At 34.8% G+C, this 26962-nt stretch carries 28 protein-coding genes, 2 tRNA genes and 1 pseudogene; 22 read left to right on the top strand and 9 right to left on the bottom strand.

Features of this window, described 5'->3' with window-relative positions; genetic code table 11:
* Window positions 1–20 precede the first annotated feature (20 nt).
* Window positions 21–1442, top strand: coding sequence for an SLC13 family permease (locus tag D5J18_RS05635; protein WP_260377551.1), 1422 nt, complete (start codon window positions 21–23; stop codon window positions 1440–1442).
* Here D5J18_RS05635 and D5J18_RS05630 read toward each other — a convergent pair.
* Together D5J18_RS05630 and D5J18_RS05625 are read right to left on the bottom strand one after the other, a co-directional pair.
* Complete coding sequence (locus D5J18_RS05630; RefSeq protein ID WP_185124700.1) at window positions 1419–2603, bottom strand: LOG family protein; 1185 nt, start codon at window positions 2601–2603, stop codon at window positions 1419–1421. The genes D5J18_RS05635 and D5J18_RS05630 overlap by 24 nt on opposite strands.
* On the bottom strand, window positions 2600–3127 hold the full coding sequence (locus D5J18_RS05625; protein ID WP_119058040.1) for a hypothetical protein: 528 nt from the start codon (window positions 3125–3127) through the stop codon (window positions 2600–2602). The genes D5J18_RS05630 and D5J18_RS05625 overlap by 4 nt, the downstream gene beginning before the upstream one ends.
* Window positions 3128–3700: 573 nt before the next feature.
* Here D5J18_RS05625 and D5J18_RS05620 point away from each other — a divergent pair.
* The 3 genes and pseudogenes from D5J18_RS05620 to D5J18_RS08890 all read left to right on the top strand — a co-directional run.
* Window positions 3701–3776, top strand: a tRNA-Gly gene (locus D5J18_RS05620).
* An 18-nt stretch (window positions 3777–3794) separates the two neighbouring features.
* A tRNA-Leu gene (locus D5J18_RS05615) sits at window positions 3795–3878 on the top strand.
* Window positions 3879–3963: 85 nt separating this feature from the next.
* A pseudogene (locus tag D5J18_RS08890) lies at window positions 3964–4110 on the top strand (transposase family protein); the annotation flags it as partial.
* A gap of 310 nt (window positions 4111–4420) precedes the next feature.
* Here the strand turns inward: D5J18_RS08890 and D5J18_RS08815 are convergent.
* The 4 genes from D5J18_RS08815 to D5J18_RS05600 all read right to left on the bottom strand — a co-directional run bounded on the left by D5J18_RS08815 (window position 4421) and on the right by D5J18_RS05600 (window position 9118).
* Window positions 4421–4570 (bottom strand): hypothetical protein, encoded by a 150-nt coding sequence (locus tag D5J18_RS08815; RefSeq protein ID WP_165844967.1) that lies wholly within the window; start codon window positions 4568–4570, stop codon window positions 4421–4423.
* Window positions 4571–4873: 303 nt separating this feature from the next.
* Window positions 4874–6430 (bottom strand): OstA-like protein, encoded by a 1557-nt coding sequence (locus D5J18_RS05610; RefSeq protein WP_119058039.1) that lies wholly within the window; start codon window positions 6428–6430, stop codon window positions 4874–4876.
* The gene (locus D5J18_RS05605) at window positions 6431–6892 is read right to left on the bottom strand and encodes a Fur family transcriptional regulator (RefSeq protein ID WP_119058038.1); all 462 of its coding nucleotides are present in this window, start codon (window positions 6890–6892) and stop codon (window positions 6431–6433) included.
* 36 nt (window positions 6893–6928) lie between these two features.
* Window positions 6929–9118, bottom strand: a complete 2190-nt coding sequence (locus D5J18_RS05600) for a RelA/SpoT family protein (protein ID WP_119058037.1) — start codon at window positions 9116–9118, stop codon at window positions 6929–6931.
* A 57-nt stretch (window positions 9119–9175) separates the two neighbouring features.
* Between D5J18_RS05600 and D5J18_RS05595 the strand changes: the two genes are divergently transcribed.
* The 8 genes from D5J18_RS05595 (at window position 9176) to D5J18_RS05560 (ending at window position 16060) form a co-directional block, all read left to right on the top strand.
* Window positions 9176–9715, top strand: a complete 540-nt coding sequence (locus D5J18_RS05595; protein ID WP_119058036.1) for a hypothetical protein — start codon at window positions 9176–9178, stop codon at window positions 9713–9715.
* Window positions 9716–9721: 6 nt separating this feature from the next.
* Window positions 9722–10672: a TerC/Alx family metal homeostasis membrane protein gene (locus tag D5J18_RS05590; RefSeq protein ID WP_119058035.1), complete on the top strand. Its 951-nt coding sequence runs from the start codon at window positions 9722–9724 to the stop codon at window positions 10670–10672.
* Entirely contained in the window at window positions 10669–11166 is a 498-nt protein-coding gene (locus tag D5J18_RS05585; RefSeq protein ID WP_119058034.1) for a dihydrofolate reductase, read from the top strand. Before D5J18_RS05590 ends, D5J18_RS05585 begins: the two co-directional genes overlap by 4 nt.
* A gap of 159 nt (window positions 11167–11325) precedes the next feature.
* Window positions 11326–11961: a DUF4290 domain-containing protein gene (locus tag D5J18_RS05580; RefSeq protein ID WP_119058033.1), complete on the top strand. Its 636-nt coding sequence runs from the start codon at window positions 11326–11328 to the stop codon at window positions 11959–11961.
* 3 nt (window positions 11962–11964) lie between these two features.
* Window positions 11965–13281: a UDP-N-acetylglucosamine 1-carboxyvinyltransferase gene (murA, locus tag D5J18_RS05575; protein WP_119058032.1), complete on the top strand. Its 1317-nt coding sequence runs from the start codon at window positions 11965–11967 to the stop codon at window positions 13279–13281.
* A gap of 38 nt (window positions 13282–13319) precedes the next feature.
* On the top strand, window positions 13320–14324 hold the full coding sequence (locus tag D5J18_RS05570) for a DUF368 domain-containing protein (protein WP_260377550.1): 1005 nt from the start codon (window positions 13320–13322) through the stop codon (window positions 14322–14324).
* Complete coding sequence (locus D5J18_RS05565; RefSeq protein ID WP_119058030.1) at window positions 14317–15330, top strand: DUF368 domain-containing protein; 1014 nt, start codon at window positions 14317–14319, stop codon at window positions 15328–15330. The genes D5J18_RS05570 and D5J18_RS05565 overlap by 8 nt, the downstream gene beginning before the upstream one ends.
* Window positions 15305–16060 carry a shikimate dehydrogenase family protein gene (locus D5J18_RS05560; protein WP_119058029.1) on the top strand — a complete coding sequence of 252 codons (756 nt, stop codon included), beginning with the start codon at window positions 15305–15307 and terminating at the stop codon, window positions 16058–16060. The genes D5J18_RS05565 and D5J18_RS05560 overlap by 26 nt, the downstream gene beginning before the upstream one ends.
* On the opposite strand, the gene D5J18_RS05555 is transcribed toward D5J18_RS05560, so the two are convergent.
* A complete protein-coding gene (locus D5J18_RS05555; RefSeq protein WP_119058028.1) occupies window positions 16048–16461 on the bottom strand; it encodes an OsmC family protein in 414 nt (137 codons plus the stop codon). The two genes, D5J18_RS05560 and D5J18_RS05555, sit on opposite strands and share 13 nt — an antisense overlap.
* Before the next feature lie 74 nt (window positions 16462–16535).
* Between D5J18_RS05555 and D5J18_RS05550 the strand changes: the two genes are divergently transcribed.
* Genes D5J18_RS05550 through D5J18_RS05540 form a run of 3 tightly spaced genes read left to right on the top strand, consistent with a single transcriptional unit; the run spans window position 16536 to window position 20152 of the window.
* Window positions 16536–18569, top strand: coding sequence for a DUF349 domain-containing protein (locus tag D5J18_RS05550; protein ID WP_119058027.1), 2034 nt, complete (start codon window positions 16536–16538; stop codon window positions 18567–18569).
* 1 nt (window position 18570) lies between these two features.
* Window positions 18571–19578 (top strand): bifunctional diaminohydroxyphosphoribosylaminopyrimidine deaminase/5-amino-6-(5-phosphoribosylamino)uracil reductase RibD, encoded by a 1008-nt coding sequence (gene ribD / locus D5J18_RS05545; protein ID WP_119058026.1) that lies wholly within the window; start codon window positions 18571–18573, stop codon window positions 19576–19578.
* Entirely contained in the window at window positions 19547–20152 is a 606-nt protein-coding gene (locus tag D5J18_RS05540; RefSeq protein WP_119058025.1) for an IMPACT family protein, read from the top strand. Before ribD ends, D5J18_RS05540 begins: the two co-directional genes overlap by 32 nt.
* Window positions 20153–20157: 5 nt before the next feature.
* Here D5J18_RS05540 and D5J18_RS05535 read toward each other — a convergent pair whose 3' ends face one another.
* A complete protein-coding gene (locus tag D5J18_RS05535) occupies window positions 20158–20577 on the bottom strand; it encodes an acyl-CoA thioesterase (protein WP_119058024.1) in 420 nt (139 codons plus the stop codon).
* 140 nt (window positions 20578–20717) lie between these two features.
* Between D5J18_RS05535 and dnaA the strand changes: the two genes are divergently transcribed.
* The 3 genes from dnaA to D5J18_RS05520 are packed head-to-tail and all read left to right on the top strand — an operon-like array spanning window position 20718 to window position 23315.
* Complete coding sequence (gene dnaA / locus D5J18_RS05530) at window positions 20718–22145, top strand: chromosomal replication initiator protein DnaA (RefSeq protein WP_119058023.1); 1428 nt, start codon at window positions 20718–20720, stop codon at window positions 22143–22145.
* Complete coding sequence (locus D5J18_RS05525; protein ID WP_119058022.1) at window positions 22142–22603, top strand: low molecular weight protein-tyrosine-phosphatase; 462 nt, start codon at window positions 22142–22144, stop codon at window positions 22601–22603. The genes dnaA and D5J18_RS05525 overlap by 4 nt, the downstream gene beginning before the upstream one ends.
* On the top strand, window positions 22596–23315 hold the full coding sequence (locus D5J18_RS05520) for an SAM-dependent methyltransferase (RefSeq protein WP_119058021.1): 720 nt from the start codon (window positions 22596–22598) through the stop codon (window positions 23313–23315). Before D5J18_RS05525 ends, D5J18_RS05520 begins: the two co-directional genes overlap by 8 nt.
* A 2-nt stretch (window positions 23316–23317) precedes the next feature.
* On the opposite strand, the gene D5J18_RS05515 is transcribed toward D5J18_RS05520, so the two are convergent.
* Window positions 23318–24145, bottom strand: coding sequence for an OmpA/MotB family protein (locus tag D5J18_RS05515; RefSeq protein WP_119058020.1), 828 nt, complete (start codon window positions 24143–24145; stop codon window positions 23318–23320).
* Window positions 24146–24285: 140 nt separating this feature from the next.
* Between D5J18_RS05515 and D5J18_RS05510 the strand changes: the two genes are divergently transcribed.
* The 4 genes from D5J18_RS05510 to rdgB are packed head-to-tail and all read left to right on the top strand — an operon-like array spanning window position 24286 to window position 26947.
* Complete coding sequence (locus D5J18_RS05510; RefSeq protein ID WP_245952941.1) at window positions 24286–25131, top strand: ion transporter; 846 nt, start codon at window positions 24286–24288, stop codon at window positions 25129–25131.
* Window positions 25128–25601 (top strand): 23S rRNA (pseudouridine(1915)-N(3))-methyltransferase RlmH, encoded by a 474-nt coding sequence (locus D5J18_RS05505; RefSeq protein WP_119058019.1) that lies wholly within the window; start codon window positions 25128–25130, stop codon window positions 25599–25601. The genes D5J18_RS05510 and D5J18_RS05505 overlap by 4 nt, the downstream gene beginning before the upstream one ends.
* Window positions 25594–26421 carry a CPBP family intramembrane glutamic endopeptidase gene (locus tag D5J18_RS05500; protein WP_119058018.1) on the top strand — a complete coding sequence of 276 codons (828 nt, stop codon included), beginning with the start codon at window positions 25594–25596 and terminating at the stop codon, window positions 26419–26421. The genes D5J18_RS05505 and D5J18_RS05500 overlap by 8 nt, the downstream gene beginning before the upstream one ends.
* Entirely contained in the window at window positions 26390–26947 is a 558-nt protein-coding gene (rdgB, locus tag D5J18_RS05495; protein ID WP_119058017.1) for an RdgB/HAM1 family non-canonical purine NTP pyrophosphatase, read from the top strand. Before D5J18_RS05500 ends, rdgB begins: the two co-directional genes overlap by 32 nt.
* The last annotated feature ends 15 nt before the right edge of the window (window positions 26948–26962 follow it).

Below are 26962 nucleotides of genomic sequence, written 5' to 3'. Positions count from 1 at the left end.
CACAAATTTTTGGCCACAAAATGAGACAAATTATCGATGTTCAAAAAAGGGTTATCTTTTTCTTGTTAAGTATCATTTTTGCATTTGGACTATCGTTTTTAATCACTAATTATGAACCGAATTTAACGACGGTTCAAACTTATGTGGTTTTTATTTTATTCCTAGCTATTGCTCTTTGGGTCACAGAGGCAATTCCGCCCTTTGCTGTCGGGTTGCTGATTGTTGGTCTATTGATTTTCTTAATTGGCCGAGAAGACACCAATGTCATGGGGGAAGAAGGGTATATTGACGTAAGACAATTTGTGCAGACATGGTCTAACTCTGTTATTTGGCTAATGTTAGGAGGTTTTTTCTTAGCAGAAGGCTTGAGAAAGACGCGATTAGATTATGATCTTTTCAAAATGAGTATTTCTGTGGTGGACAAAAAACCTAAAAACATCTTGTTTGCACTAATGTTAGCAACGGGGATTGCTTCTATGATTATGTCTAATACAGCTACAACAGCTATGATGATTGCCTCCATCATGCCCTTTATCAACACTTTACCTAAAGAGAACAGTATGGCAAAGGCTCTACTCATCGGGATTCCAGCAGCGGCATCCATCGGAGGTATGGGAACCATTATTGGCTCACCTCCCAATGCAATTGCCGTCGATGCCATCAATACTTTATCTGAAATTCATCATAATATAAAACCAATTACTTTCCTAGATTGGATGATTTATGGTATACCCACTTCTTTAGTTTTAATAGTTATATTTTGGCTAGTTTTAACTCAAATTTTTAAGTTAAAAAACATTGAACTTGACTTATCTTTCTTAAATCAATCTAATTTAGAAAGCAAATTAGATAAGTTTAATAAGAAATTTGTACTTATTGTACTTGGTATTACTATTCTTTTATGGTTAACCAGTTCTTGGCATGGGATTCCAGCAGCGGCAGTTTCAGGAATTCCCATCATTTTACTACCCATGGTCAGCATCATCACTGGTGAAGATGTCCGCAAATTACCTTGGGACACATTGATGCTAGTCGCAGGTGGATTATCTTTAGGCTTAGCTATTCAGCTGAGTGGCTTGGCTGATTTATTCGTCAGTAAATTAGACGGTATAGAATTCAATCCTATCATTATTATGTTGATATTTGCCTTTGCCACCGTTCTATTTTCCAATATAATGAGCAACACCGCAACAGCTACGATTTTGATTCCAGTAGCTACTATTTTACCTGGAGTTGGCTCATTAGAAATGGCTTTAGTCATCGGGCTAAGTGCTTCTTGTGCATTATTCTTACCTGTTTCTACCCCACCAAATGCCATTGCTTACAGCACAGGGAAATTAGAACAAAGTGACTTCAAATATGGAGGAATCAGTATTGGATTTTTAGGCCCGATTTTAACGATTCTATGGCTATTAGGTTTAAAGTTCATGAATATAATCTAACCCATCCTCTACTGGCTGTGGCGGGTGATTTTCAATAAACTCCAGTACCAAGGCAGGCTCATCTGCTAGGTACAGGAGTTTTTTATATTTTTTCCCCACAGCCAATTGATGCAAAACAGAATACAAAGAAGTTTCCTCTACATACCTTGATTTGCCCAAAAATACCATTGGGCTAATGTAGCCAAATGTGCCATAATGATTTTGAGCCGCTTCTTGAAAGATTTCTTGCGTCGTCCCTGCGCTTCCTGGAGCAAATACAACACCGTAGAGGCAAATAGCCAGCAAAGTATCTTCTCTTATAGAATTTGAAAAATATTTAGCAATATGAGAAGCAAATACATTCGTCGGTTCGTGGCCATAAAACCATGTAGGAATCGCTAAATTCTCTTGCCCGTCAGGATATTTCTTTAGAACCTTCTGAGCCTGAGCCACATAATTTTGAGCTAAATAATCTTTCGGATTTGCTAAATCCACTGGAAAATCTAAATCACTTAAAATTTCAATGGCATCCGCCAATTCTTCATTCGTTTTCCCACCAAAATAAGCACCCAAGTTCGCTGCTTCCATAATGCCCGGCCCTCCACCAGAAACGATGTAGTATCCATTTTCTGTCATCAATTTAGCGGTTTGTGCTACTTTTACATAATATTCACTGCCTCTTCGTGCACTATGCCCGCCCATAAAGCCCACAGCCTTTTTTTCTGTCATGCCTTTTTCATCGTAAAGAATAAGCCGTCTTAAACTTTCATCTATATTGAAATCATGCAGGCGTTGTGCCATTGCATCTTGAATACTTGGCGTGTAGCGAGTTTCCTTAAAAGATTCATAAATTTTCAAATCAACAGAATCCTCACTTTCTTGGTCAAATTTAGCCAAAAGCTCTTGATGCGTGTACAAGTTCTGCCGATTGGGATTATATGGCAAGTGCTCAAATTTAGGGTAAACAAATGCACCAGCCTCCACTAAGTCTTTGGTTTGTTGGCGATTCAGTCGGCAGCCAAAGAAAGTGGTATTCTTGAGTGCTAGGCCTGAAAAATCTGTTCCTTTTTCTCTAAAATCAATATCTTGTACATAAACTTGCTTAAAATTTTTTTGAAGGCTTAAAAAATTTTCCCAATCTCTATAATTTCGAATAAAGATTTCTTTGTTTTCACCACTCATAGTAAGACTGTTTTTTGCTTCGGGTTTAGTAATCTCGCCATTGCTGGTGGAACATCAATATACTCATGATAAAATTCTTCAAAAAAATCTTTGGTTTTCTCTGACAAAAGTGCTTGATATTCTTCCATAATTACATCGCTCATAGAAATAGGAGCTCCCAGTGGAGTCCCGTTTTGTATCATAAAAACTTGATGAAAAGCTTCTCCTTCGCTTAATTCTCGCCCTGAGAAAGAGCAAATTTCTGCTGATTCTTTTTGGGTGTTTTTCTGTATTTGAGCTTGATGTGCTAAAAGATAATTTTGCATCTTTTGGAACGATTCCTTTGATAATTTAAGCCCTAATTCTTGTTTACAAGTTTGGCAAATAGCAAATTCAAATAGAATGAAAAAACCCTCTCCATTCAAATTTCTTTGGTAAGCTTTTTCTACAAAAAACAAATCTTTTATCAAGCTTTTCTCACAGATGGAGCATTGCTCGAAATTTTCTCCGTTTTCTTTTTTGGTGGAATTTAAACTCTTAGACATAAATCAGTTGATTTACTGCAAAGCTAATTATAATTTGATGAATGATAATTCCCAATGTGCATAAATCTCCTTTGAATGAAAGAAGAAGAAGAGATTTTGATGATTTTTTTTTAAGGCTTAAATTTTTTGGGAAATTTTGCAGATGAATAAGTTTTAATCAAAAATTTGAACAAACTATAATCCTCAAAACAAAATGCATGTCCAATGTGTTTAAATGGTTTTTAAAATAAAAAAAGAGGGCAAAATGTCCTCAATCCCTTTATTTAATCCGTTTTCATCAGCTTTTCTCTATTTCTCTTTTCTGTACTTTTTGTTTTACGCCCCTTAGATTAGTAATATAAAGTTTTCTGAACTTGATATTTTTTATTCATTCAAAACTATTTTGCTATTTCCCTCAAAGTTATTTGTAACTTTATTTTATTGGTAATCAATTAAATACGATAGAATTTAGTATTCGAGTAACTTTTTCATAATACATTACAGACTTAAATTAAAAAAAAATAGTAAAAAAATTTGGTGGAAATATAAATCTATTCTATATTTGCCATCCAATTCAACTCCAAGGAGAGAAATGCGAAAATAGCTCAGTTGGTAGAGCACGACCTTGCCAAGGTCGGGGTCGCGAGTTCGAATCTCGTTTCCCGCTCCAATTTTTAGGTCAATAGCCGCCCGGGTGGTGGAATTGGTAGACACGCAGGACTTAAAATCCTGTGGCCATTAGGCTGTGCGGGTTCAAGTCCCGCCTCGGGTACTGAAACCGTTGTTAATCATTTGATTTTCAACGGTTTTATTTTTTTAAGAGTAGCTGTTATTTCTTTTAAATTACTTTGATTTATTTTCGTATTGAAAGAACAAATGCTTGGCTAGATAGTTTGAGATAATCGCTTAACAGGTTTGATACAACAGTAAGTAGTTGGTTGGGGCTTAATTACCTTGCTTTTATGGTTATAGCTCTTAAAAAATTCAATCCAAAAAAAGTTTAAATGGGGTCGTTATCTAAATTTATATAATATGGAGTTGTTTAATTTCTTTTTCAAAAAGTTGGTTAAAATCATTGATAGTTACATGAATTCCTGTAATTTCATCTTCGCATATAGGAGTAAGTGTTTATTGTAATCAACTGTTATTCAACCACTAATATAAATATCTTACTTCTTTTTCACAACTTTTTCTTATCCATTATTCACGTTAATTTTATGTACTTTTTGTTTTATGACCCTTAAAAAATTAATAAGTGAAGCCAAAAAAAACCGCCGCAATTAAGGACGGCCATTTACATTCTTTTTTTAATTTTTAAACCTTAGTTTTATCGCTCCACAAAAGATAAGCAATGAGTATAAATCCTATGCCTGTGAGCGCTGGCGGAAGCATTTGATTTTGATAACCAAGTAAAATCATAACAAGAGCAATGAGAATAAGTAAAATAAGGGCTATATTTTTCATTTTTTTATTTTGAAGTAAATATATGAAATCAAAAACATTCTATGGGAATAATTTAAAGTTTTCTGAAAGATTCTCAAAACAACTTATTATTTATTAAATTTAAGCTAGTTAAAATTCATATTTGATACTTTTTTTGACTCAAAAAATTTAGATTTGAATAAAATCTTTAATTGAACTCAGTTTTTAATTTTTTTTAAGGCTTAAAAAATTTTTGATAATTATTCGTTGTCAAAGATTATTTTTTTTGAAAATTAGAACCTTGATGGATTAATAAAGTTATCATCTTAAAAAAGTAATTACAGCTCAGTCATTTAACTTAAGTTGCGTTGGCATGATTTCTTGCCAGGATTTAAAGCGTTCTTTTTCTCGCCAGATAAATTTGGGTAAAAAGAGTTCTATCTCACTGAATTTGTGCGGAGGGACAATCTTGGAGTTTGCGCCTCCTAAACATGAAATAATTTGTATATCACTTTTTTTGAACTTAGCTTCTATCGTGGCACAGTCTGAGCGGTTGATTCCTACTAAATTTTTCTCAAGTGCTTGCGTTAATGTATCTTTTTTCTCTTCCTCTAAATAGATTAGTGATTGAGCATTTCCATCTGCTTGCACCCAATCTAATTGTTCGTTGATAATAATGGCAAGCATTTGTCTGCTTTTTACTTGATGGAATTCTTCTTTGCTGAGCGAATCTCTTTTAGAAATTGCAAAAGCGTTGGAACGAACTTGTATGGAGTCTAATTTCTCTTGTGCTGTATTGATGAAAACATGAATGGTATCGCCCGTAATCTGATGCAAGCCGCTCCAAATTACAGGGTCGCTAAAGAAGCTTAATTTTCCTTGGCTTTCTGAAAGTACAATGCTATCTGCCTTGCCTTGCATATTGGTTTTGAAAAATTTAGCTTGATGAAAAGCCCGAATCAAACTCAATGAATCTGATTTTGAAGCCATCAGTGTATCAGAATGGAGATAAAGTGAATCTTCTTCAAATGCTCTTACGGCCAAGGCATTTCCCGTCACAAAAGCGCTATCTAATTCTTTGAACGCCTCAGCATAATCACCTTTGATAAATCTTTTTTCATTAGGGTCATTTAAAAAAACATTTCCTTCTCCTTTACCAAAACCCGTCAACTGATTGTAAAAAAGTTTATCTGCTTGCAACATTTTTCCATCAGAATGCACAGAGCTATTATTTTCCAAGTATGCTTTCTTTTCATCTAGATAATATGTCCCTTTAGATGTTTTAATAAAACGTGTCGGGGTGTTTTTACTCTGGATAAAAGTTTCATCAAAAAATTCAACATATTTACCTTTAGAATAATGCTTTAAACTTTTGCTGGTAATCAGGTAATCTTTATTGTTAATCACAATATCTGAATCAAAGCTATTGATCTGCTTATTGATATCATATTCTCCCGAGCGGCTGTTGATGATGCTCTCGTTGCTAGCAATCGTTCCGCCTGTGGTGTAATAGGCTTTGTTTAATTTTCGATCATAGTTCAATTGGTCGGTATAGAGCGTCTGCTCAGCATCTCGTAAAACGACGTTTCCTTCTGCTACTGCCAATTGTAGATTAGCATCATAGTCTACCTGATCTGCTGTGAGGTCATTGGCAGAGCTAATCATGTGCACATTAGAGAAAGCTTTTGCATAATTATTTTTCTCATCAAAGAGAATGCTATCAGCTTCCAAAATGGCTCCATTGTGCTCCATCCGAACGCTCCCAGATAGTAGAATTTGCCCTGGGTATTTATCTCGAAACTGCTCGATTTTATCACTATGGATATGCTGTATTTTCCCTTGCTTTTGCTGCGCTCTTACCCAAATACTTAGAAATAAAAAGAGAAGAATAAAAACTCTCATTTAAGGTTTTTTACGAGTTCCGTAAAGGTATAAACTGTGTTTTTCTATATTGATATTAAAGACTTCTTCTATCGTATTTTTAATACTTTGAATTCTAGGGTCACAAAATTCTAAAACTTCACCCGTATCAGTCAACAGGACGTGGTCGTGCTGATTATCAAAATAGGATTTCTCAAAACGTGCTTGTTGTGAATTACCAAACAAATGTTTGCGCACTAACTTAGCATCAATCAAGAGCTCTATCGTGTTGTATAAAGTTGCCCGACTCACACGATATTTTTTAGCTTTCATTTTCATGTAAAGCTCATCAATATCAAAATGTTCATCGGTAGAATAAATTTCTTCTAAAATAGCATAGCGTTCTGGAGTTTTTCGGTGTTTATTTTCATCCAAAAAATGCGTCAAAACTTCTTTTACAATTTCAAAATTATTTTTTTTGTTTGAACTCTGCTGATTTTCCATTCTTCTTTAATTATTACAAATTTAAAAATAATTCTTTTAATTAGAACGTTTTACTTTTCTTACACTATCAATATGGCTAATCCCGTGTATAATTTTTTCTAGATGAGATTTATTATCAATAATCATTGAAATATTCCCTTCAAAAACTCCATCTATTGATTTGAAGTTCAAACCCTTCATTTCAATATTGGCATTGCTGGACAAAAAATCTGTAATGTCCTTCACCAAGCCTTTGCGGTCTATTCCTTTGATTAAAATATCTGTCTCAAACTCTTGCTTTTCACCGTCTACCCACTGAGCTTTTAAAATCCGATACGAGTAGTTGGCGCGTAGCTCTACAGCATTGCTACAGTTTTTTTTATGAACTTTCACGCCTCTATTTACTGTTATAAATCCAAATACATCGTCTCCCAAAATAGGATTACAGCAATTGGCCAAGGTATAATCTAATTTTTTTTCTTCTTCACCAAAAACTAAAATATCTCCTTTTTTTACATTTATTTCCTTTTTTTTAGCATTTGTTTTTTGCCTAAATCGATTGAGAAAGCCAACAACTCCTGTTCTTTTATCAGCGAAACGCTTCAAATCCTGATTGGTAATTACACCATTCTGAACGTGTAAAAATAAATTTTGACTATTTTTCTCATTGAAAAAGGTTTGTAAATCATTTACTAAGCTTTCATCTAAATTTAATTTTAAACTTCTAAGTTTACGAGTTAAAATTTCTTTCCCTTCTTCTGATATAAGTCTTTTTTCAGCGTTGAGCGATGCCTTAATTTTTGTTTTTGCTCTTCCTGTCTTCACATAATCCAGCCAATCCATTTTAGGTTTTTGGTTTTGTGAAGTGATAATTTCTACCTGGTCTCCACTATTTAGTTCATGCGAAAGTGGGTAAAGTTTTCCATTGATTTTAGCTCCCAAGCAGCTATCACCCACATTGGTATGGATAGCATAAGCAAAGTCTAGGGGCGAAGAGCCTTTGGGCAGAGAAATCACATCACCCTGTGGGGTGAAAACATAAATTTCTTTGGAGTAAAGATTTAATTTAAAATTATCTATAAATTCTGAAGTCTCCTGATTGTCTTGATTCTCTAGAATTTCTCGCACTTGGTTTATCCAGCGGTCAACCTTATTTTCTTCTACCTTATAATTTTCTTTATATTTGTAGTGTGCCGCAATGCCTTTTTCTGCAATTTCATCCATCCTTTCTGATCGGATTTGTACCTCTACCCACTTACCGCCAGGTCCCATAACGGTGATATGCAAAGACTCGTAGCCAGTAGATTTCGGCTGGATAATCCAATCTCTTAGACGGCGTGGGTTGGGGCTATAAATATCTGTAATGATGGAATAAATCTTCCAAGCTATAAATTTTTCATCCTTTGGCTCAGATTTGTAAATAATTCGAATGGCAAATTTGTCGTAAACCTCATCAAAAGAAATATTTTGGCTATTCATCTTTCGGTAAATAGAATTTATCGACTTCGGTCTCCCTTTGATTTCATAGCTTAAACCCTCTTGGTTCAGTACATTAGAAATCTTATCGCTAAACTCTTGAATGTATTTTCTTCTTTCTTTTTGAGTATCCTCAAGCTGACGAGCAATATCAAAATAATCTTTGGGATTGGTGTACTTTAGGCTTAAATCTTCTAATTCACTTTTTATATTATACAACCCCATACGATGTGCCAATGGGGCGTAAATAAAGGTTGTCTCAGAGGCAATTTTAAGTTGTTTTTTTTCGGGCATAGAACCCAGTGTGCGCATATTGTGTAGGCGATCTGCGATTTTGATAATGATAACGCGTATATCTTCTGAAAGCGTAAGTAATAATTTACGGAAATTCTCTGACTGAATAGATAATTCTTGATTATTTAAAACCGAAATTTTAGTTAAACCATCTATAATCTTTGCTATTTTATTGCCAAATAATCTTTCAATATCTGCCAAAGTATATTCTGTATCTTCCACAACATCATGCATCAGCGCACAGGCAATGCTTGTTGCCCCTAGCCCAATTTCATCTGCCACGATTTGAGCTACAGAAATCGGATGAAAAATATAAGGTTCACCTGATTTCCTTCTCTGCTCTTTATGAGCATCTGCCGCTAAATCAAAAGCTTTACGAATCAAATCCTTGTCCTCATCGTTAAGTTTTCGGTATGTATTTCTCAGCATATCCTTGTATCGACGAGCTATTTCATATTTTTCTATCTCATTTTGCATGATATTCCTTTCGTAAGTCTTATTTTTGGTTTCAAATACTAAAATTAATAAAAACTAATGATACAAAAACGAAGTTTATTTATCTACTTTTTGTTTCTAGCCATCGGTCTTTCAGTTCAGGCTCAGGCAACACAGGCAGAAACACCGCCAAAAAGTGCATGGCGACTGGGTGGAAACATCGGTTTAAATTTTGGAAACAATTCTTACTTTAGCTTTGGGATCTCCCCAAATCTAGGTTACCAAGTCAGCCCAAAACTCCTTTTAGGAACCAGTTTAGGCTATGCTTACCAGAAGAGCAATTATTTTAAAAATAATTTATTTTCAGGCGGTCCTTTTCTCAACTATAGTCTGTTACAAAATATATTTACACATGCTCATTTAGAATATTTTAATGGCACAAGAAAATTTTATATGGATGGATTGAATGAAAAAAAAGTGAGTGATGAAGAAGCAGCTTTGTGGCTCGGCGGTGGCTACCGCACAAATGGAAGGGTTGGCTACCAAATTGGGCTGATGTATAATGTGCTTTATAATGAGAATAAAAGTATTTTTAATTCTCCATTCAACACATTTAGTGGTGTAATAATTGCTTTATAATTTTTTATGGATATTCATTTTATTGTTTGGGCTTTATTATTTATTTTCATTGGAAGTCTTTTAGCTTTTGATCTTTTAGTTTTACATAAAAACGATCAAATTTCAAATCGAAAAACCACCATAGAAACCATTTTTTGGGTCTTCATTGCGTTGAGTTTTAGTGGAGTTATTTACCTGATTTACAAAAATAATTGGGTTCATAACCCAACTGATTTAACCCCTCACCAAGCGGTTTTAAAATACGTCACGGGGTATCTCATTGAGCTATCGCTGAGCGTTGACAATCTATTTGTGATTGCCATGATTTTTGCTAGCCATAAAATCCCACTGAAATACCAGCACAAAGCTTTATTTTGGGGGATCATTGGAGCTATTGTCTTCCGAGGTTTGATGATAGCCGTTGGCGTCGTATTATTCAACAAAATTTCTTGGATTGTTTATGTTTTTGGGGCATTTCTCATCTTCACAGCCTTTAAAATGTTGTATGATGAACTAAACGGAAACGAGGAAGAGAAGCCCTCGGCGTTCGCTCAATGGCTGGAAAGTAACTTTAACATCAGTAAAACTTTAGACGGAAATAAATTCTTTACCATCGAAAATGGGAAAAAAGTTGCCACGCCTCTTTTTGGGGCTTTAATTATGATTGAGTTTACCGATTTACTCTTTGCCGTAGACAGCATTCCTGCTATTCTTGCCATTTCACAAGACTCACTGATTGTCTTTTGCGCTACTATTTTTGCAACATTGGGGCTGAGGTCTATGTACTTTTTTCTCGCCAATATGCTCGAAAAATTCCATTACTTGAAGTATAGTGTATTTGCCATATTACTATACATTGGTATAAAATTAATTTTGATGCATCATTATGAAATCCCAGAGTTTTTATCCCTAGGATTTATTGTTTTCTGTATTTTAGTCGGTATTTTTGTTTCTTTGAAAAAAAATCAAAACGCATGATCATCCAAATTGCAGCCATTTCAGAAAATAATATTTTGGGAAAAGACGGAGATTTAATTTGGCATATCCCTGAGGATTTAAAACGCTTTAAAAAAATTACACTAGGAAATCCTATGATTATGGGGCGCAAAACTTTTGAATCTTTCCCCTCACCGCTGCCAGGGCGTTTACATATTGTGCTAAGCTCTCAAAATCAAAGAAATACAGAAAATGTAATTTGGGTGCAAAATTTAGAGGAAGCCTTAGAGATTGCTAAGTCTAAAAATAAAGATATTTTCATCATCGGTGGTGGTAAGGTTTTTGAGCAAACATTAAGTATTACTGACCGTTTAGAAATTACAAGAGTGCATGAAACCTTTGAGGGCGATGCTTTTTTTCCTGAAATTAAAGAAAAAGATTGGGAGCTAGTCGATTCTAAAGCAGGAAGTGATAAAAAATATAAAATAACTTATAATACTTATTTAAACAAACAAAACTCAAAGAGTTGGCATTAATCTTAACTTGTTCGTTCCTAAGCTTCTATGAGCGGTAAATTTATTGTAGAATAAATTTTAAAATATTTAGACAAATTTTTTAAGCCTTAAAAAAAATCTATTTCAAAAATTAGTTTAAAAATCATACTTTTACAGCCGCAATAATTTATAAAATAAAACATGCAATATAATACGCTAAAGAAAGATTTAATCATACCCGAATACGGCAGGCACATTCACCGCATGATCGGCTATTGTAAAACGATAGAAGACAGAGAAGAGCGTAATTTATTTGCAGAAGCCATCATTGAAGTCATGGGGAATCTCAATACTTATTTGAGAGACGTCACTGATTTTCAGCACAAGCTTTGGGACCAATTATTCATCATGGCTGAGTTTGATTTAGACGTAGATTCACCTTTCCCTATCCCAGATAAAGAAACATTTCAGTCGCCTCCGCAGCCGCTGAAATACCCTAAGTACTCTAACAAATATCGTTACTATGGTAAAAATATAAAGAAAATGATTGATGTTGCTATAGAATGGGAAGAAGGTGATAAGAAATTAGGTTTAGTCAAAAATATTGCTAACCAAATGAAAAAGAGTTACCTGCTTTGGAACAAAGATCAGGTAGACGATCAAGTTATTTACAATCAATTAAAAGATTTATCTAACGGGAAATTGGATTTAGAAAAAATGGAGAAAGCCTCTGATTATGATGTGAATCTTTCTTCTAAAAATGATTTGACCAACGGGCGAAGCAAAAAAAATTATTCTACTTTCAGAAGACCAAAAAGAGGAAAAAGAAGAAATTAATTTATGGCTTATTTTGAAATTAAAGGAGGTAAAAGCTTGAAAGGAGAAATCACACCTCAAGGTGCTAAAAATGAAGCTTTACAAATCTTATGTGCCGTGCTGTTGACTGATCAACCTGTACGTATTTCCAATATTCCAGACATACAAGATGTCAATCGTCTGATAGAGATTTTAAGCTATTTAGACGTTAAAATAACCAAAAATAGCAAAGGAGATTACACATTCCAAGCCAAAGATTTGCATCTAGACTATTTGAAATCTGAAGGTTTCAAAAAAGATGGAGCAGCTTTGCGTGGGTCTGTAATGTTGATGGGGGCTTTGCTCGCTCGCTATGGTTTTGCACACATGCCCAAGCCTGGCGGAGACAAAATCGGAAGAAGAAGATTAGACACACATTTTAAAGGCTTTATGGAGCTCGGTGCTGAATATAGTTATGAAAAAGAAAATCACTTCTACACGCTGCGTGTACCTGATGGCGCACGACTGAAAGGAACTGAAATGCTTTTGGAAGAAGCCTCCGTTACTGGAACGGCTAACATTATTTTAGCAGCCGTTTTGGCCGAAGGAACTACAAAAATTTACAATGCAGCTTGTGAGCCATACATTCAACAACTTTGTGAAATGCTAAATCGTATGGGAGCTAAAATCAGTGGCGTGAAAAGCAATTACCTTAGCATTGAAGGTGTAGAGAAATTGAATGGGACAGAACATCGTATTTTGCCCGACATGGTAGAAATCGGTAGCTGGATTGGGCTAGCTGCTATGACAAAATCTGAAGTGACCATCAAAAATGTGAGCTGGGAGAATTTAGGAATCATTCCTTCTGTTTTCAGGAAATTAGGCATCAAACTCGAGAAAATAAATGATGATATTTTTATCCCTCGCCAAGAAAATTATGAAATAGAAACCTTCATGGATGGGTCTATACTCAACGTCTCAGATGCACCCTGGCCAGGCTTCACTCCTGATTTATTGAGTATCATATTAGTCATTGCCACCCAAGCCAAAGGGAGTATTTTGATTCACCAGAAGATGTTTGAAAGTCGACTCTTTTTTGTTGACAAATTGATAGATATGGGAGCACAAATCATCTTATGCGACCCGCATCGAGCTACTGTAATTGGCTTAAACCATGAAACTGAATTGCAAGGGACGACGTTGACTTCGCCTGATATTCGTTCTGGGATAGCACTTCTGATTGCAGCTCTTTCTGCCAAAGGAAAAAGTTACATTCATAATATCGACCAAATTGACCGTGGCTATGAAAATATTGAAGAACGTCTCCAAAAAATCGGTGCCGAAATTAAAAGATTTGAATAAAAAAATTTAAGGCTTAAAAAATTTTAATGAAAATTTCTATGAAAAAGCATCTTTGGATTTATTTGAAAGGGATAGCCATGGGTGCGGCTGATGTCGTCCCTGGCGTATCGGGCGGAACTATTGCATTCATCACTGGAATTTATGACAATCTGCTAAGCAGCATCAGCAACATCAATCTTGAGCTCATCAAGACTTTGCAAAAAGAAGGTTTTGCTAAGGCTTGGGAAAAAATCAACGGAAATTTTTTGATTGTTTTACTAGCAGGAATTGCTACCAGTATTCTCTCTTTAGCCAAATTGATAACTTATTTGATGCATCACTACCCGATTCAACTTTGGAGTTTCTTTTTTGGATTGATTGTGGCTAGCATTTTTTATGTTGCCAAAGAAATCACACGCTGGCGTTGGGTAGAATTTATTATGCTTTTTTTAGGTGCTGCTTTTATTTTTTGGATTAGCATTTTACCCCCTTTAGCATCGAACGACAATCATATCTATTTATTTTTTGCAGGAGCTATAGCAGCTTGCGCCATGATTTTACCTGGAATCTCAGGCAGTTTTATCTTATTAATTTTAGGAGCTTACTCCATCATCATTGCGGGGATTGCAGATAGGAATTTACTTTTGCTCACCATCGTTGCATTAGGAGCGATTACGGGGCTTTTAGCATTTTCTAAACTTTTAAATTATTTATTAGCCCAATTTCACGATTCGTTTATCGCTGTTTTGGTTGGCTTTTTAATTGGTTCACTTTGGAAAATTTGGCCTTGGAAAGTTGATGAACAAATTTTTGTAAAAGAAGAAGGCATCCAGGCAGGAGAAAAATTTTTAGCACCATACCGTAGTTTGACGGCTTACTTCTCTCATTCAAATAATCCTGATACGAATGCCATGTCTTACATCGAGAGAAATATTTCTCCATTTTTCTACGAGCAGATCAATCCACAAGTATCCAATCAACTATTTTTCAGCATCATTTTTGCTATCATTGGATTCTCTATTTTATTCACAATAGAATTTATCGCAAAAAAACAAAATGGGTAATCGTACATTTCTGAGTTATTTCATTCTATGGTTTAAGGGCTTGCTGATGGGTACTGCCAATAAAATCCCAGGCGTTTCTGGCGGAATGGTAGCACTCGTTACTGGTTTTTATGAAGAATTAATTTACAGTTTCCAAAAATTTAATTCAAAAGCATGGAAGCTCCTTTGGAACAGGCGCTGGAGTCAATTTCTGCAGTACATCAATTTCAAATTTCTTTTTGCCGTCAATTTTGGCTCCGTTTCTGCATTTTTCACCATTTCACTACTTTTAGACTACATCATGCGACCTGTGAGTCAAAATGGACTGGGATACCAAATCAGTGTTTGGAGTTTTTTCTTTGGAATGATTATCGGCTCTGCTTACTACGTTTGGGATAAAATTACACGCTTTAGCCGCAATGTCTTTTTGGGAATCATCATCGGAGCCACCATCGGTTTATACATCAGTTTTTTAGACCCCATGTTGCCTAACGAAAATCTATGGTTTATCCTCTTGTGCGGCATCATCAGCGTCAGTGGAATGACTTTACCTGGTTTTTCTGGCTCTTTTATTTTAATCATTTTAGGAAACTACAATTTATTACTAGTTGAATCTGTTAACAATTTATTTTACACCATTTTAGCCATTTTCAACAATGACTGGCAAAATTTAGGAACAGTAACACCAGAGGAATATACCACACGAGTTCATCTCCTAAAAATCATGGCTGTTTTTGCGATAGGTTCACTGGTAGGGCTCGTTTCTTTTTCTAAAATCATGGGTTATTTGCTCAAAAATTATCACAACATTGTCTTAGGTTGGCTTATGGGATTCATCATAGCCAGTTTAGGAGCTGCGTGGCCCTGGAAATCACAAGATTTGAATGAGCAGCAGCAGCTTTTAGGCTACACACGCTATATGCCAGAGGTTGGTTTAGAATTTTATTACCAAATTGGGGTAATTATTTTAGGAATCCTATCCATTGTTATTTTCAATTTTTATGAGAAAAAAGCATCCAAATTTTGAAACTTATGGCTTGGTAGGTAAAAATATTTCTTACTCTTTCTCACCAAAGTTTTTTGAAAAAAAATTTAAAGCCTTAAAAAAAAATGCAGAATATCTCATTTTTGATTTAGAAGAAATTCAGCAAGTTAAAAAGATTTTCAAAAAAGAAAATCTCAAGGGATGCAACATAACGATTCCCTACAAACACACTGTGATTCCATTTTTAGATCAACTTGACCCCATTGCCAAAAAAATCAATGCTGTGAATACCATCGCTTTTGATGGCGAAAAGAAAATCGGGTACAATACTGATGTCATCGGATTCCGTGATTCTTTAAAGAAAATACTAAAAAAACACCACACCAAGGCTCTTATCTTAGGCAATGGCGGTGCAGCTGCTGCTGTAGAAGAGGCTTGTTATCAGCTGAATATCAAGTCACAAATCGTTTCACGAAATTCTCAAAAAAACATCATTTCTTACCAAGATTTAAGTTCAGAAATCATAGAAGAATTCAAAATTATCATCAATACCACTCCGCTGGGTTCAGCACATTACCCCGAAGAAAAACCTGAGATTCCTTATCATTTCTTAAATAAAAATCATTTGTGCTATGATTTGATTTACAATCCTGCTGAGTCTTTATTTTTAAAGGCTTCAAAAAAACATGGAGCACAAATCAAAAATGGGCTTGAAATGCTGGAACTTCAGGCGGAAGCTTCCTATGCCATTTGGCAAAATTACAGCCAATGAAAATCTATTTCTTGCTCTAAATCTGCCGATAGACTTTTAGCTACAGGGCAATTCAGTGCTGTTTTTTCGATGATTTTTTTTTGCTCTTCATCCAAATTAGAATTTAATTCAAAATTAATTTTAATTTTAGCAATTCTTCGAGGCGAAGATTCCATGATTTTATAAACCTCTGCTTTGATTTCCCCTAAATCCCATCCATTGCCGCCTGCCTTGATGCCCATAAGCGTCATCATACAACTACACAAGGCGGCAGAAACCAAGTCTGTTGGTGAAAAAGCTTCTCCTTTGCCATGATTATCTGTCGGTGCATCGGTAATGATTTTTGCCATCGAGTGGGTGTGCGTCGCTTCAGTTCTCAATTCGCCCAAATATGTAACTTGAGCAGTACTTTTTTGATTCATAAATTATAATAAGTTTATGTAAATTTAAAGATATTCATTAGATTTGTTTCAACAGCTTAATAAAATTCAACACCATGTCAAACGATAATCAAAACCTGCAAAATGCAGATGGAAAAGAAAATTTGAATGCGCAACTCAGTAATCATGAAGAAAATTCGGTGAAATCTACCGAGGAAAATACGCCTCAAAAAGAGGAACTTCGTCTTAAAAATGAAGCGGACGTTTCTACAGCTACTGAAAATGATTTTGATGAAAATGCAGACTTAGACCAACACGCTGAAGAATTAAATGAAAATAGCCAAGAGGAGAATGAAGGTTTTGCCGATGATGAGGACGCCAATAAAATTCCTGAACAGAAAGATTACGATGATATGAGCTTGGCTCAGCTTGTGGGTGAGGCTTCTATGCTGATAGGAAAATATGCTGTGGTTCATACTAAAAAAAGCTTCCAACAGCTGAAAAATACTTTTACTCAAAAGTTTGAGGAAATGGAGCAAATTGCAAAAGAAAAATTCCTAGAACAAGGTGGAAATGAGATAGATTTCCGTTTTGAAAATAAGGATAAACGGGATTTTGATAAATTATTTTTTGAACATAAAAGTAAATTGAGAAATCATTACGAATCGATAGAGCAAGAGCAAAAGAAAAATCTAAAGGAGCGAGAAAACATCATTGCTGAACTCAAAGCTCTTTATATGGAACCCGCAGATAGCAACCAAAATATTTTTAAAAAATTTAGGGAATTAAAAACCCGCTGGCACAATGCTGGCCAAATCCCAAAATCAAATGCTAATGATATCTTCAAAAACTATTACCATCATTTAGATAATTTCTATGAGTTTCTGGATTTAAATCAAGAATTGAGAAAAATGGACTATGACCATAACTTGAGCGTGAGAAAATCTATCATAGAAAGAACTAAAAATCTGCTGGGAGAAGATAACATTCAAAAGGCGTTGAATGAACTACAATACCTGCATAGAATGTGGAAAGAAGAGGCTGTGCCTGTAGCAGAGGAGCATCGTGAGCCGACTTGGCAAGAATTTAAAAATTTAACCAATCAAATTCATGATAGAAAAAATGAATTGGCTGAACAGATTCAGAAAAAACAAGAAGAAAATCTAGAATTGAAGCTTGATGTAATTGAAAGTATCAAAAATTTAACTACTGAAGAAAAAATCAATTCGCATAATCTTTGGCAGAAAAAAATTAAAGCCTTAAAAAAATTACGCGACGATTTCTTTGCAATTGGGCGGGTACCAAAGGATAAAAATCAGCCTACTTGGGATAAGTTTAAAGAAGCTTGTAGAGAATTTAATCAGCAGAAAAATGCCTACTACAAGGATATGAAAAAAGAGCAATCTGAAAACATTGAGGCTAAGAAAAAATTAATTGAAATCGCTCAGGAACACCGCTATAGCACCAACTGGGCTGAGTCTGTGAATGTGATAAAAAGAATTCAAAACGATTGGAAAAAAATCGGGCATGTTCCGCGTAAATTATCTGACCAATTATGGGAAGAGTTTAGCGCCGCCAACAATGAATTTTTTGAGCGTTATAAAAATCGAAACAACGAGAAACTAGAGGAGCAAAGAAAAAATCTTGATAAAAAAGAGCAAATCATTCAAGAAATGAAAGAGGCTACTCCGCCAAAAGATAAAGATGAACTGCTTGCTTGGGTCAATAATTTCAGCGTTCAGTTTTCATCCATTGGTTTTGTGCCCAACGGTAAACAAGATATTAATAAAGAGTTTCAGAAAATTTCAGGACAGTTACTGAAAAAGGCTGGCTTGAATGAAAATGCAATAAAAAATGCACAATGGAATCAAAAAATAGAAAATATTAAAGAAAATCTGGATGATGCTCACCTGAAAAAATTAAAATTTGACCTGAAAAAACAAATCGATGAGTTGCAAAAAGAAGTAACTCAATTACAAAATAATTTATCCTTTTTCTCTAATGCTGATGAAAGCAATCCTCTATTTAAAAGTGCTAAAAATAGTATTGATAAAAAGGAAAATGAACTCAAAGATTTAAAAGCTCAGTTTCATGACCTTAAGTTAATCAACTTAGAAGCCATCGCAGGAGCCAAAGCTGAGGAGGAATAAAATGAGCTTCCACAAAAGCATGATGCAACGCTGCCTGCAATTAGCCAAAAACGGATTGGGAACAACTCTCCCCAATCCGCTGGTAGGCTGCGTGATTGTGCATGAAGGCAAGATTATTGGCGAAGGTTGGCATCAAAAAGCTGGTGAAAATCATGCTGAAATCAATGCTATTAACTCCGTAGAAAATAAAGATTTACTACCATTCTCCAGTCTCTATGTCAATTTAGAACCTTGTTCTCATTTTGGTAAAACGCCGCCTTGTGCACATGCAATTGCTCAGCACAAAATCCCTCGAGTTTATATAGGAACAACTGATTTAGCCAGCCATGTCAATGGGCAAGGAATTGAATATTTAAAAAATCATCACACCAAAGTAAAAACAGGTATTTTATCTTCCGAATGCCTGCATCTCAATCGGAGATTTTTCACCAATCAATTGAAATCCAGACCATATATAATCTTAAAATGGGCACAGACACAAAATCATTTTTTTGCACCGATTGATGATTCCCAACAATGGATTTCATCAGTTTATGCAAAGCAACTAGTTCATTTTTGGCGAAGCCAAGAAGATGGTATTTTAGTTGGCAGAAAAACTTTAGAAATCGACCAACCTCAATTAAATGTGAGATTATGGGCGGGGCTGAATCCTAAAAAATTTTTTCTAAGCCTTAAAAAAAACAATGAAAGTTTTGATGAATTTGAATCTTTTTTCAAAGAAAATATAGCGCTGGATAAAGATGAATTTTCTAAAGCTTTAAAAATTTTATATAAAAACGGAACATACTCTCTTATTATAGAAGGAGGAGCCAAAACACTACAAAGCTTTATCGATTTTAATTTGTGGGATGAAGCAAGAATCATCACCTCCCCCTCCATTTGGCAAGAAGGCATTAAAGCTCCCGAAATTACAAATTTCAGCAAAAGACAAAAAATAAATTTAATTCAAAAAGAGACTTTAACTACCTATTTTAATCATGAATTTAAGCTGCCAGAGTATCAAAAATGATGTGAAAGAAATTCTGATGAAGGAAAAGGGAAGCAAATTCATTGGATTTGCTTTTTCGGTTGAAAATGAAGATGAAATCAATGCTAAACTTCTAGAATTAAAAGAGATCTATCCCGATGCGACCCACCATTGCTATGCTTATCGCTTGGGTTTTGATGGTGAAATTTACCGCGCTAATGATGATGGCGAGCCCAGTGGCTCGGCGGGTATTCCTATTTACAATCAAATTCGTTCTGCCGAATTGACTTACACCCTTGTGGTTATAATTCGCTATTTTGGTGGCACAAAACTGGGCGTTGGAGGGCTAATTCAAGCTTATAAAAAAGCTGCTGAACTGACTTTAGCTGAAGCTGAAAAAATAAGCTTTATTCAAAAAGAAAAATATTTCATCAGATTTGAATATGCTCAACAAAACGAAGTTCAAAAAATTTTGGAAAGTCTAAATGCTGAAATCACGCAGCAAAATTTCATTGATTTAGTTGAATTTCATTTTGAAGTCCCCAAAAACAAAGAATTGATGCAACGAAATGCTTTTGAAGAAATTCAACATTTGATAGATTTGAAAAAAATTTAATTTTTCTAAGCCTTAAAAAAATCTTGAATTTTCTCACGGAAAAATTCAGGGCAGCGTATTGGTTTTCGGGTCGTGGTACTGACAAAAACCAGCTCTGTGCTTCCTGTTGTTAATAACTTTTGAGCTTGATTTAGGATTTTATAATTGAATTTTATTCTAAAGTCGCTCGGTATTTCAGCTAATTCTGTGATGATCTGTATCTCATCATCAAATAAAGCTGGTGCATGATATTGGCAGGTGAGATTTAGAACAGGAAGCATAATTCCCGAATGCTCTAAATCACTGTAATTCAATCCTATTTCACGCAAAAAATGTACTCGCCCCATTTCAAAAAAAGTAGCATAATTGCCATGATAAACGTACCCCATTTGATCTGTTTCTGCGTATCTTACTAGGGTTGAAATGCTTAGTTGTAAATTATTCATATTTTATTCATTTATAAGGAAAAAAAATTAAAAAGTCAATAGCAAATCACTTTTTTTAGTTCAATATTTTTTCACAATTTTGCTCCAATCAAGCTCAAAAATAAGAGCATTTTTTTGTTTAATCAAAATAGTATTTTTCAATGTCAAAAACAGCAGCTTCTGTATGGGGCAATTGCTTATCATTCATACAAGACAACATATCTGAACAAGCGTTTCATACTTGGTTTGAACCGACTAAAGCCACTAAATTAGATGGTAATATTTTAACGGTACAAGTTCCTAGCAAGTTCTTTTATGAATGGCTTGAGGAACATTACATCAAGCTTCTAAAGGCTTCTTTACAAAAGGAATTGGGTAAAGATGCTAAGTTGATCTATAGTATAGTGATGGAGAAAAAAATAACGAATAAAGATCCTTACACTGTTAATATCCCGAGTAGTAATAAAGAGAAAGTTCTAAAGCAAGAGCTGGATGCTCCTCTGAGTAGTAATAAAATCAAGAGTCCGTTTGCAATTCCTGGAATTCAGAAGTTGAAAATTGACTCCCAACTTAATATTAATTATAGTTTTAATAGCTTCATCGAAGGTGAGACTAATCGACTGGCACGTTCTGCGGGGAAAGCAATTGCTAAACGCCCAGGAGGAACATCCTTCAACCCGCTGTTTATTTACGGGGGAGTTGGCTTGGGCAAAACACACTTGGCGCATGCCATTGGACTTGAAGTCAAAGAAAAACACCCTGAGAAAACGGTATTATACGTTTCTATGGAAAAATTCTCTAACCAGTATCAGAGTGCCACGCGTAGCAACAATCGAAATGATTTTGTGAATTTTTATCAAATGATTGATGTTTTAATCATTGATGACGTTCAATTTTTATCGGGCAAAAAGGGAACTCAAGATGTTTTTTTCCATATTTTCAATGATTTACATCAGCGTGGGAATCAATTGGTTTTGACTTCTGATAAAGCTCCAGTAGATATACAAGATGTAGACCAGCGATTGATTTCAAGGTTTAAATGGGGTCTTTCTGCTGATTTGCAAATCCCTGAGTATGAGCTTCGTCTAGAAATTCTAAAAAGTAAGTTGGAGAAAGGTGGCATTGAATTAGACCCTGAAGTCACGACTTATATTGCAAAAAATATTAAAACCAACATCCGTGAAATAGAAGGCGCTTTAAACTCTTTGGTGGCTCGTTCTGTGCTGAACCGAAAAGAAATTACAGTTGATTTAGCTGAAAAGGTTTTAAGCGATTTAATCAAAAATCAGCGAAAAGAAATTTCAATTGATTATATTCAAAATGTGGTATGTGATTACTTTAAAATTCCTGTTGAGAAAGTTCAATCCAAAACTCGCAAAAGAGATATTGTACAAGCACGCCAATTGGCTATGTACTTCTCTAAACAATACACCAATGCTTCTTTGCAAAGCATTGGCACACAAATTGGTAAAAGAGATCATGCTACTGTTTTACACGCTTGCAAAACAGTGAAAAATCTAGCTGAAACGGATAAAGTTTTTAAAGGTTATGTAGATGATTTAAGAAGAAAAATTGGTATTGCGGAATGAGAATTTTAATGCTTTGTTTAGGGAATATTTGCCGTTCTCCTCTCGCAGAGGGAATTTTAAGAAATAAGATTGGTAATCGTAATATAGAAGTTGACTCTGCTGGTACCAACGGTTTACATGTCGGTGAATTGCCCGATCCTCGCTCTATTGAGATTGCAGAACTAAACAATATTGATATCACAGACCAAAGAAGTCGAAAATTCATAACAGAGGATTTCGATACTTTTGATGCCATTTATGTAATGGATTCAGGGAATTACAATACCGTGATGGATTTAGCTAGAAATCATAAAGACCAGTACAAAGTTGAACTCATCATGAATTTGGTTTCACCTGGAATGAATCAAAATGTTCCCGACCCTTACTATGGCGGCAAAGATGGATTTCATCATGTTTTTGAAATGCTAGATCGTGCAACTGATAAAATTATAGAAGATTACGACAGAAGAAATGGATAAGCCTATCGTTTATTTAATTCCTAATTTTTTGGGTGAAAACAGCACATCTTCTCAGGTTTTCCCGCCTTATAATATAGAAGTTATCCAAAATTTAATTCATTTTTTGGTAGAAAATGAGAAATCTGCACGCCGATTTATCAAAAAAGTTTGCCCAGATAAGTCTCAACAGGATCTGAAAATTGAAATTTTAAACAAAAAAACTCCAAAAGAAATTATCCCAGAATTTCTAAAGCCTTTAAAAAATCAACAAAATATCGGTATTATTTCTGAAGCTGGGATGCCTGGAATTGCTGACCCTGGCAGTCAATTTCTACAGTTGGTACATTCACTAGGTTTTAGTGTTGAGCCGCTCATTGGTCCTTCCTCCATTTTGTTGGCATTGGTTTCCTCTGGGCTGAATGGTCAAAATTTTTGTTTTAACGGCTATTTACCTATTGATTCACGTGAACGTAAAAATAACTTAAAGAATTTAGAAAAACTAAGTGAGCAAAATGGGAGTGCTCAAATTTTTATGGAAACTCCCTACCGCAATAATCAGTTACTGAAAGATATTTTGAGTACTCTTAAGCCAAGCACCATTCTCTCGATAAGTTGCGATCTCACGTTACCTACTCAATTAATTGAGACTTGTAGTGTTGATGAGTGGCGTAAAAAAAAGACAGACCTTCATAAAAGGCCTGCCATTTTCATTATTCAAAATTCTTTTGATTGAAATTAACCTCTTGGTGCTTGACCAATTAATTCCATAAATTGCTCTAAATTAGGAAGAATAATAATTTCTGTTCTTCTATTTTCTGCTCTTCCGCTTGGGGTGTCGTTAGATGAAATACTATTGTATTCACCTCTACCACCAGCAGTCATACGCTTAGGATCAACTCCATGCTGCTCTTGCAAAGCTTGCACGACAGATGAAGCACGCAACGCGCTCAGATCCCAGTTATTTCTAATATTAGTTTTAGAAATTGGCACATTATCAGTATTACCTTCTACCATCACATCATAAGTTGGGTAGTCTTTGATAATCTTAGCAATTTTACCCAAAACTTCATTAGCCTCAGATGAAATCTCATAACTTCCTGAACGATATAACATATTGTCAGACAGTGAGATAAACACAACTCCCTTCTGCACTTGCACATCAATATCTCTCATCTCATCTCTAGATAAAGATCTTGTAAGATTATTAGTCAAGACCATGTTTAGTGAATCGCTCTTACTTTTACTAGCAATCAATTGTTTGATATAAGAATTTGATGCATCAATTTGCTCAATTAATTTAGTAATGTTTACATTTCCTGTGCTTTGGGCATTTAAACACTGGTCTAGCGCACTTTGTAGTGAATTTAAATTTGCTTTAGAGGCATCCAATTGTGCTTGGATAGATGATCTATCACTTTCGCAACGCGTCAACTGATTGTTACAAGTTTGCTGAGCAGCAAAAACTTTTTCAAATTCTGACTGCAACTCGTCATATTTTTTCTTACTTACACAGCTCGTCATCATCAAAGCTGAAAACCCGGCTAAAATTAATGTTTTCTTCATTATTTTTATAATTTTCTTTTATATATTTCCTTCTATTCAGTTCACTAAAATAATAATTAATTTTTAAAACTTAAAATTAAACCCCAACTTTTATGTAAAATTTAGTAGTTTCGCATATCAATATTCTCATTATTGGTTTTGTGACTAAAAAATCTATTAATAAAAAAGAAAACTTCAGAAAAAAAGCACATAGCATCATTTTTGAATCCAATACCTATTGGGGTAAATTTTTTGATGTCGCTTTACTCATAGTCATCGTTATCAGTATCGTTTTGCTGATGCTAGATTCTGTTGATACCTACAAATTCAAATATCACAATATTTTTGTGACCATCGAATGGTTTTTAACTTTTCTTTTTTCGCTAGAATACCTATTTCGTCTATACTCCGTCAAAAAACCAAGTTCATATGCAAAGAGTTTTTATGGTATTATTGATTTATTATCCATTTTGCCTACTTATTTAGAATTTCTCATCCACGGTTCTCAATTCTTTATGGTTTTTCGGGTGATGCGGCTCTTACGAGTTTTTAGAATATTTAAATTAGTACATTTTTTAGATGCTCGCAACACTTTAGCTTATAGCCTACGCGCAAGTTGGTACAAAATTTCATACTTTTTATTATTTTTAATCTTAATTGTCTGCGTCATTGGGACAGCCATGTTTTTGGTTGAAGGCAGCAATCCTGAGTCTGGGTTTGATAACATCCCCATTAGCATCTATTGGTGCATCGTTACTTTGACTACGGTAGGCTATGGCGACATCTCGCCCATCACTCCATTGGGGCAATTTTTAGCTTCTTGCATCATGATTTTAGGTTATTCAATCATTGCCGTGCCTACTGGTATCGTTACCTCTGAGCTGACAAGAAAGATACAAAAAGAAGAAAATTTAGTAACTGAAGTCTGCAAAAACTGTGGCGAAGAACACCACTTGCCCGATGCTAAACACTGCCACCGATGTGGCTATGAATTATTAGAAGAATGAAAATCAAATTAATATCAGTTGGCAAAACTAGCCAAAAAGAAATTATAAGTTTATTTAGCTACTATAAAGAGCGATTGCCTAAAATTTTTAATTTTGAAAGCCTTGAAATAAAAGAGCTCAAAAATAGAAGTTCTCTTTCTGAAATTGAACAAAAAAACCAAGAAGCAAAGTTAATTTTAGAGCAAATCAACTTCAGTGATTTTATCATTTTGCTAGACGAAAAAGGAAAATCATTTACTTCAAAAGATTTTGCTAACTACATCAATCAAAAGTTAATTTCTAATCAACAAAGCATCGTTTTTATCATCGGAGGGCCCTATGGCTTTGGAGATGAAATAATACAACGTGCCAACGAAAAAGTTTCTCTTTCGGCAATGACGTTTACACATCAGATGATTCGTCTTTTTTTCATTGAACAACTTTACCGAGCTTACTCTATTTTGACCAACAAAAAATATCATCATGAATAAATTTCTTAATCAAAAATACAACTACAGCCTAAGTTTTTGGGAGGTTATCGCCTGTTTTATTCTCGTATTAACCGCTCAAGTTGCTGGAAGCATCGTTGGGTTTATTTTCAACTACTTAGGGCTCGAAGACTTAGGCTTTGTCTTATCATTTCTTACAGGATTTAGCCTAGCTTTAGTTTTACTTTTTTATTTAAAGAAATTACCCTTTCAAGTCTACAAAGACATGCTACTTACGGGGTTGAAGTGGAAATGGTGGTTGCTCGCCATTGGAATTTATGCTTCAATTTTACCCTTCAGCGAATACACAACCAGTTTGATTCCCACCGAGGGCATTCCCTTTTTAGAAGAAATTTATCAAGGCTTTATAGAAACATTCAAAATTATTCTCAGTAAACCCATTTCTGCATTCATTACCATTTGTATTTTAGCGCCAATTTTAGAAGAAAGCATCTTCAGAGGCTTTATTTTACAAGGCTTATTAAATTCTAAAACACATCCTATTTGGGCCATTTTCTTTAGCGGAATTTTGTTTGGTTTCGCTCATCTCAATCCTTGGCAATTCATAGGAGCAGGGATTTTAGGCATTTGTTTCGGATTTATTTACTGGCGCACAGGCTCTTTATTACTTTGCATTTTTTTGCATTTTATCAATAATTTTATCAGCTTTGTTTTCAGTCTAAAAAGTCAAAATGTAGAAGAACCTTTTTTTGAAGAAAATTTTTTATTGATAGGCAGCTCTTTGCTCCTCTTTTTTATACTCATTTATACCATGATTAAAATTACCCCTCATGCTCATCTTCGCTACTCAGAATCCAAATAAAACCAAAGAAATCAGGAAAATTCTACCCCACTGGGAAATCAAAAGTCTTGATGATTTAAATGATAAAGATAATGTGGAAGAAACGGGAAATACGTTTAGAGAAAACGCTTTTTTAAAGGCTAAATATTTTTTCAATAAATATCAACATCCCGTAATTTCAGAAGATTCTGGCTTGTGCGTTCCATCTCTAAATATGGAGCCAGGCATTTATTCTGCTCGCTATTCTGGGGAAAAAAATGATAAAAAAAATATTGAAAAATTGATCCGTAAACTTAATGGGCAGTCGGCTGACGCATTTTTCATGACTGTGATTTGCCTAATACAAAATGTTGAACCTCACTATTTTGAAGGGAAAATACATGGGAAAATAATAACAGAAACTCGTGGCGAAAAAGGCTTTGGCTACGACCCTATTTTTGTACCCCACGGCTACGAAAAAACATTTGCCCAAATCGGTGCTGAAGAAAAAAATAAAATCTCACACCGTGCCTTAGCTTTAGAAAAATTGATAGAATTTTTATCTTAGACTTACTTAAATTTT

Origin of the sequence: Candidatus Ornithobacterium hominis (genome assembly GCF_900538215.1) — a bacterium.
Lineage (GTDB): Bacteria > Bacteroidota > Bacteroidia > Flavobacteriales > Weeksellaceae > Ornithobacterium > Ornithobacterium hominis.
The sequence above is the reverse complement of the archived record's forward strand: the minus strand, read 5'-3'. Positions and strand labels throughout refer to the sequence as shown.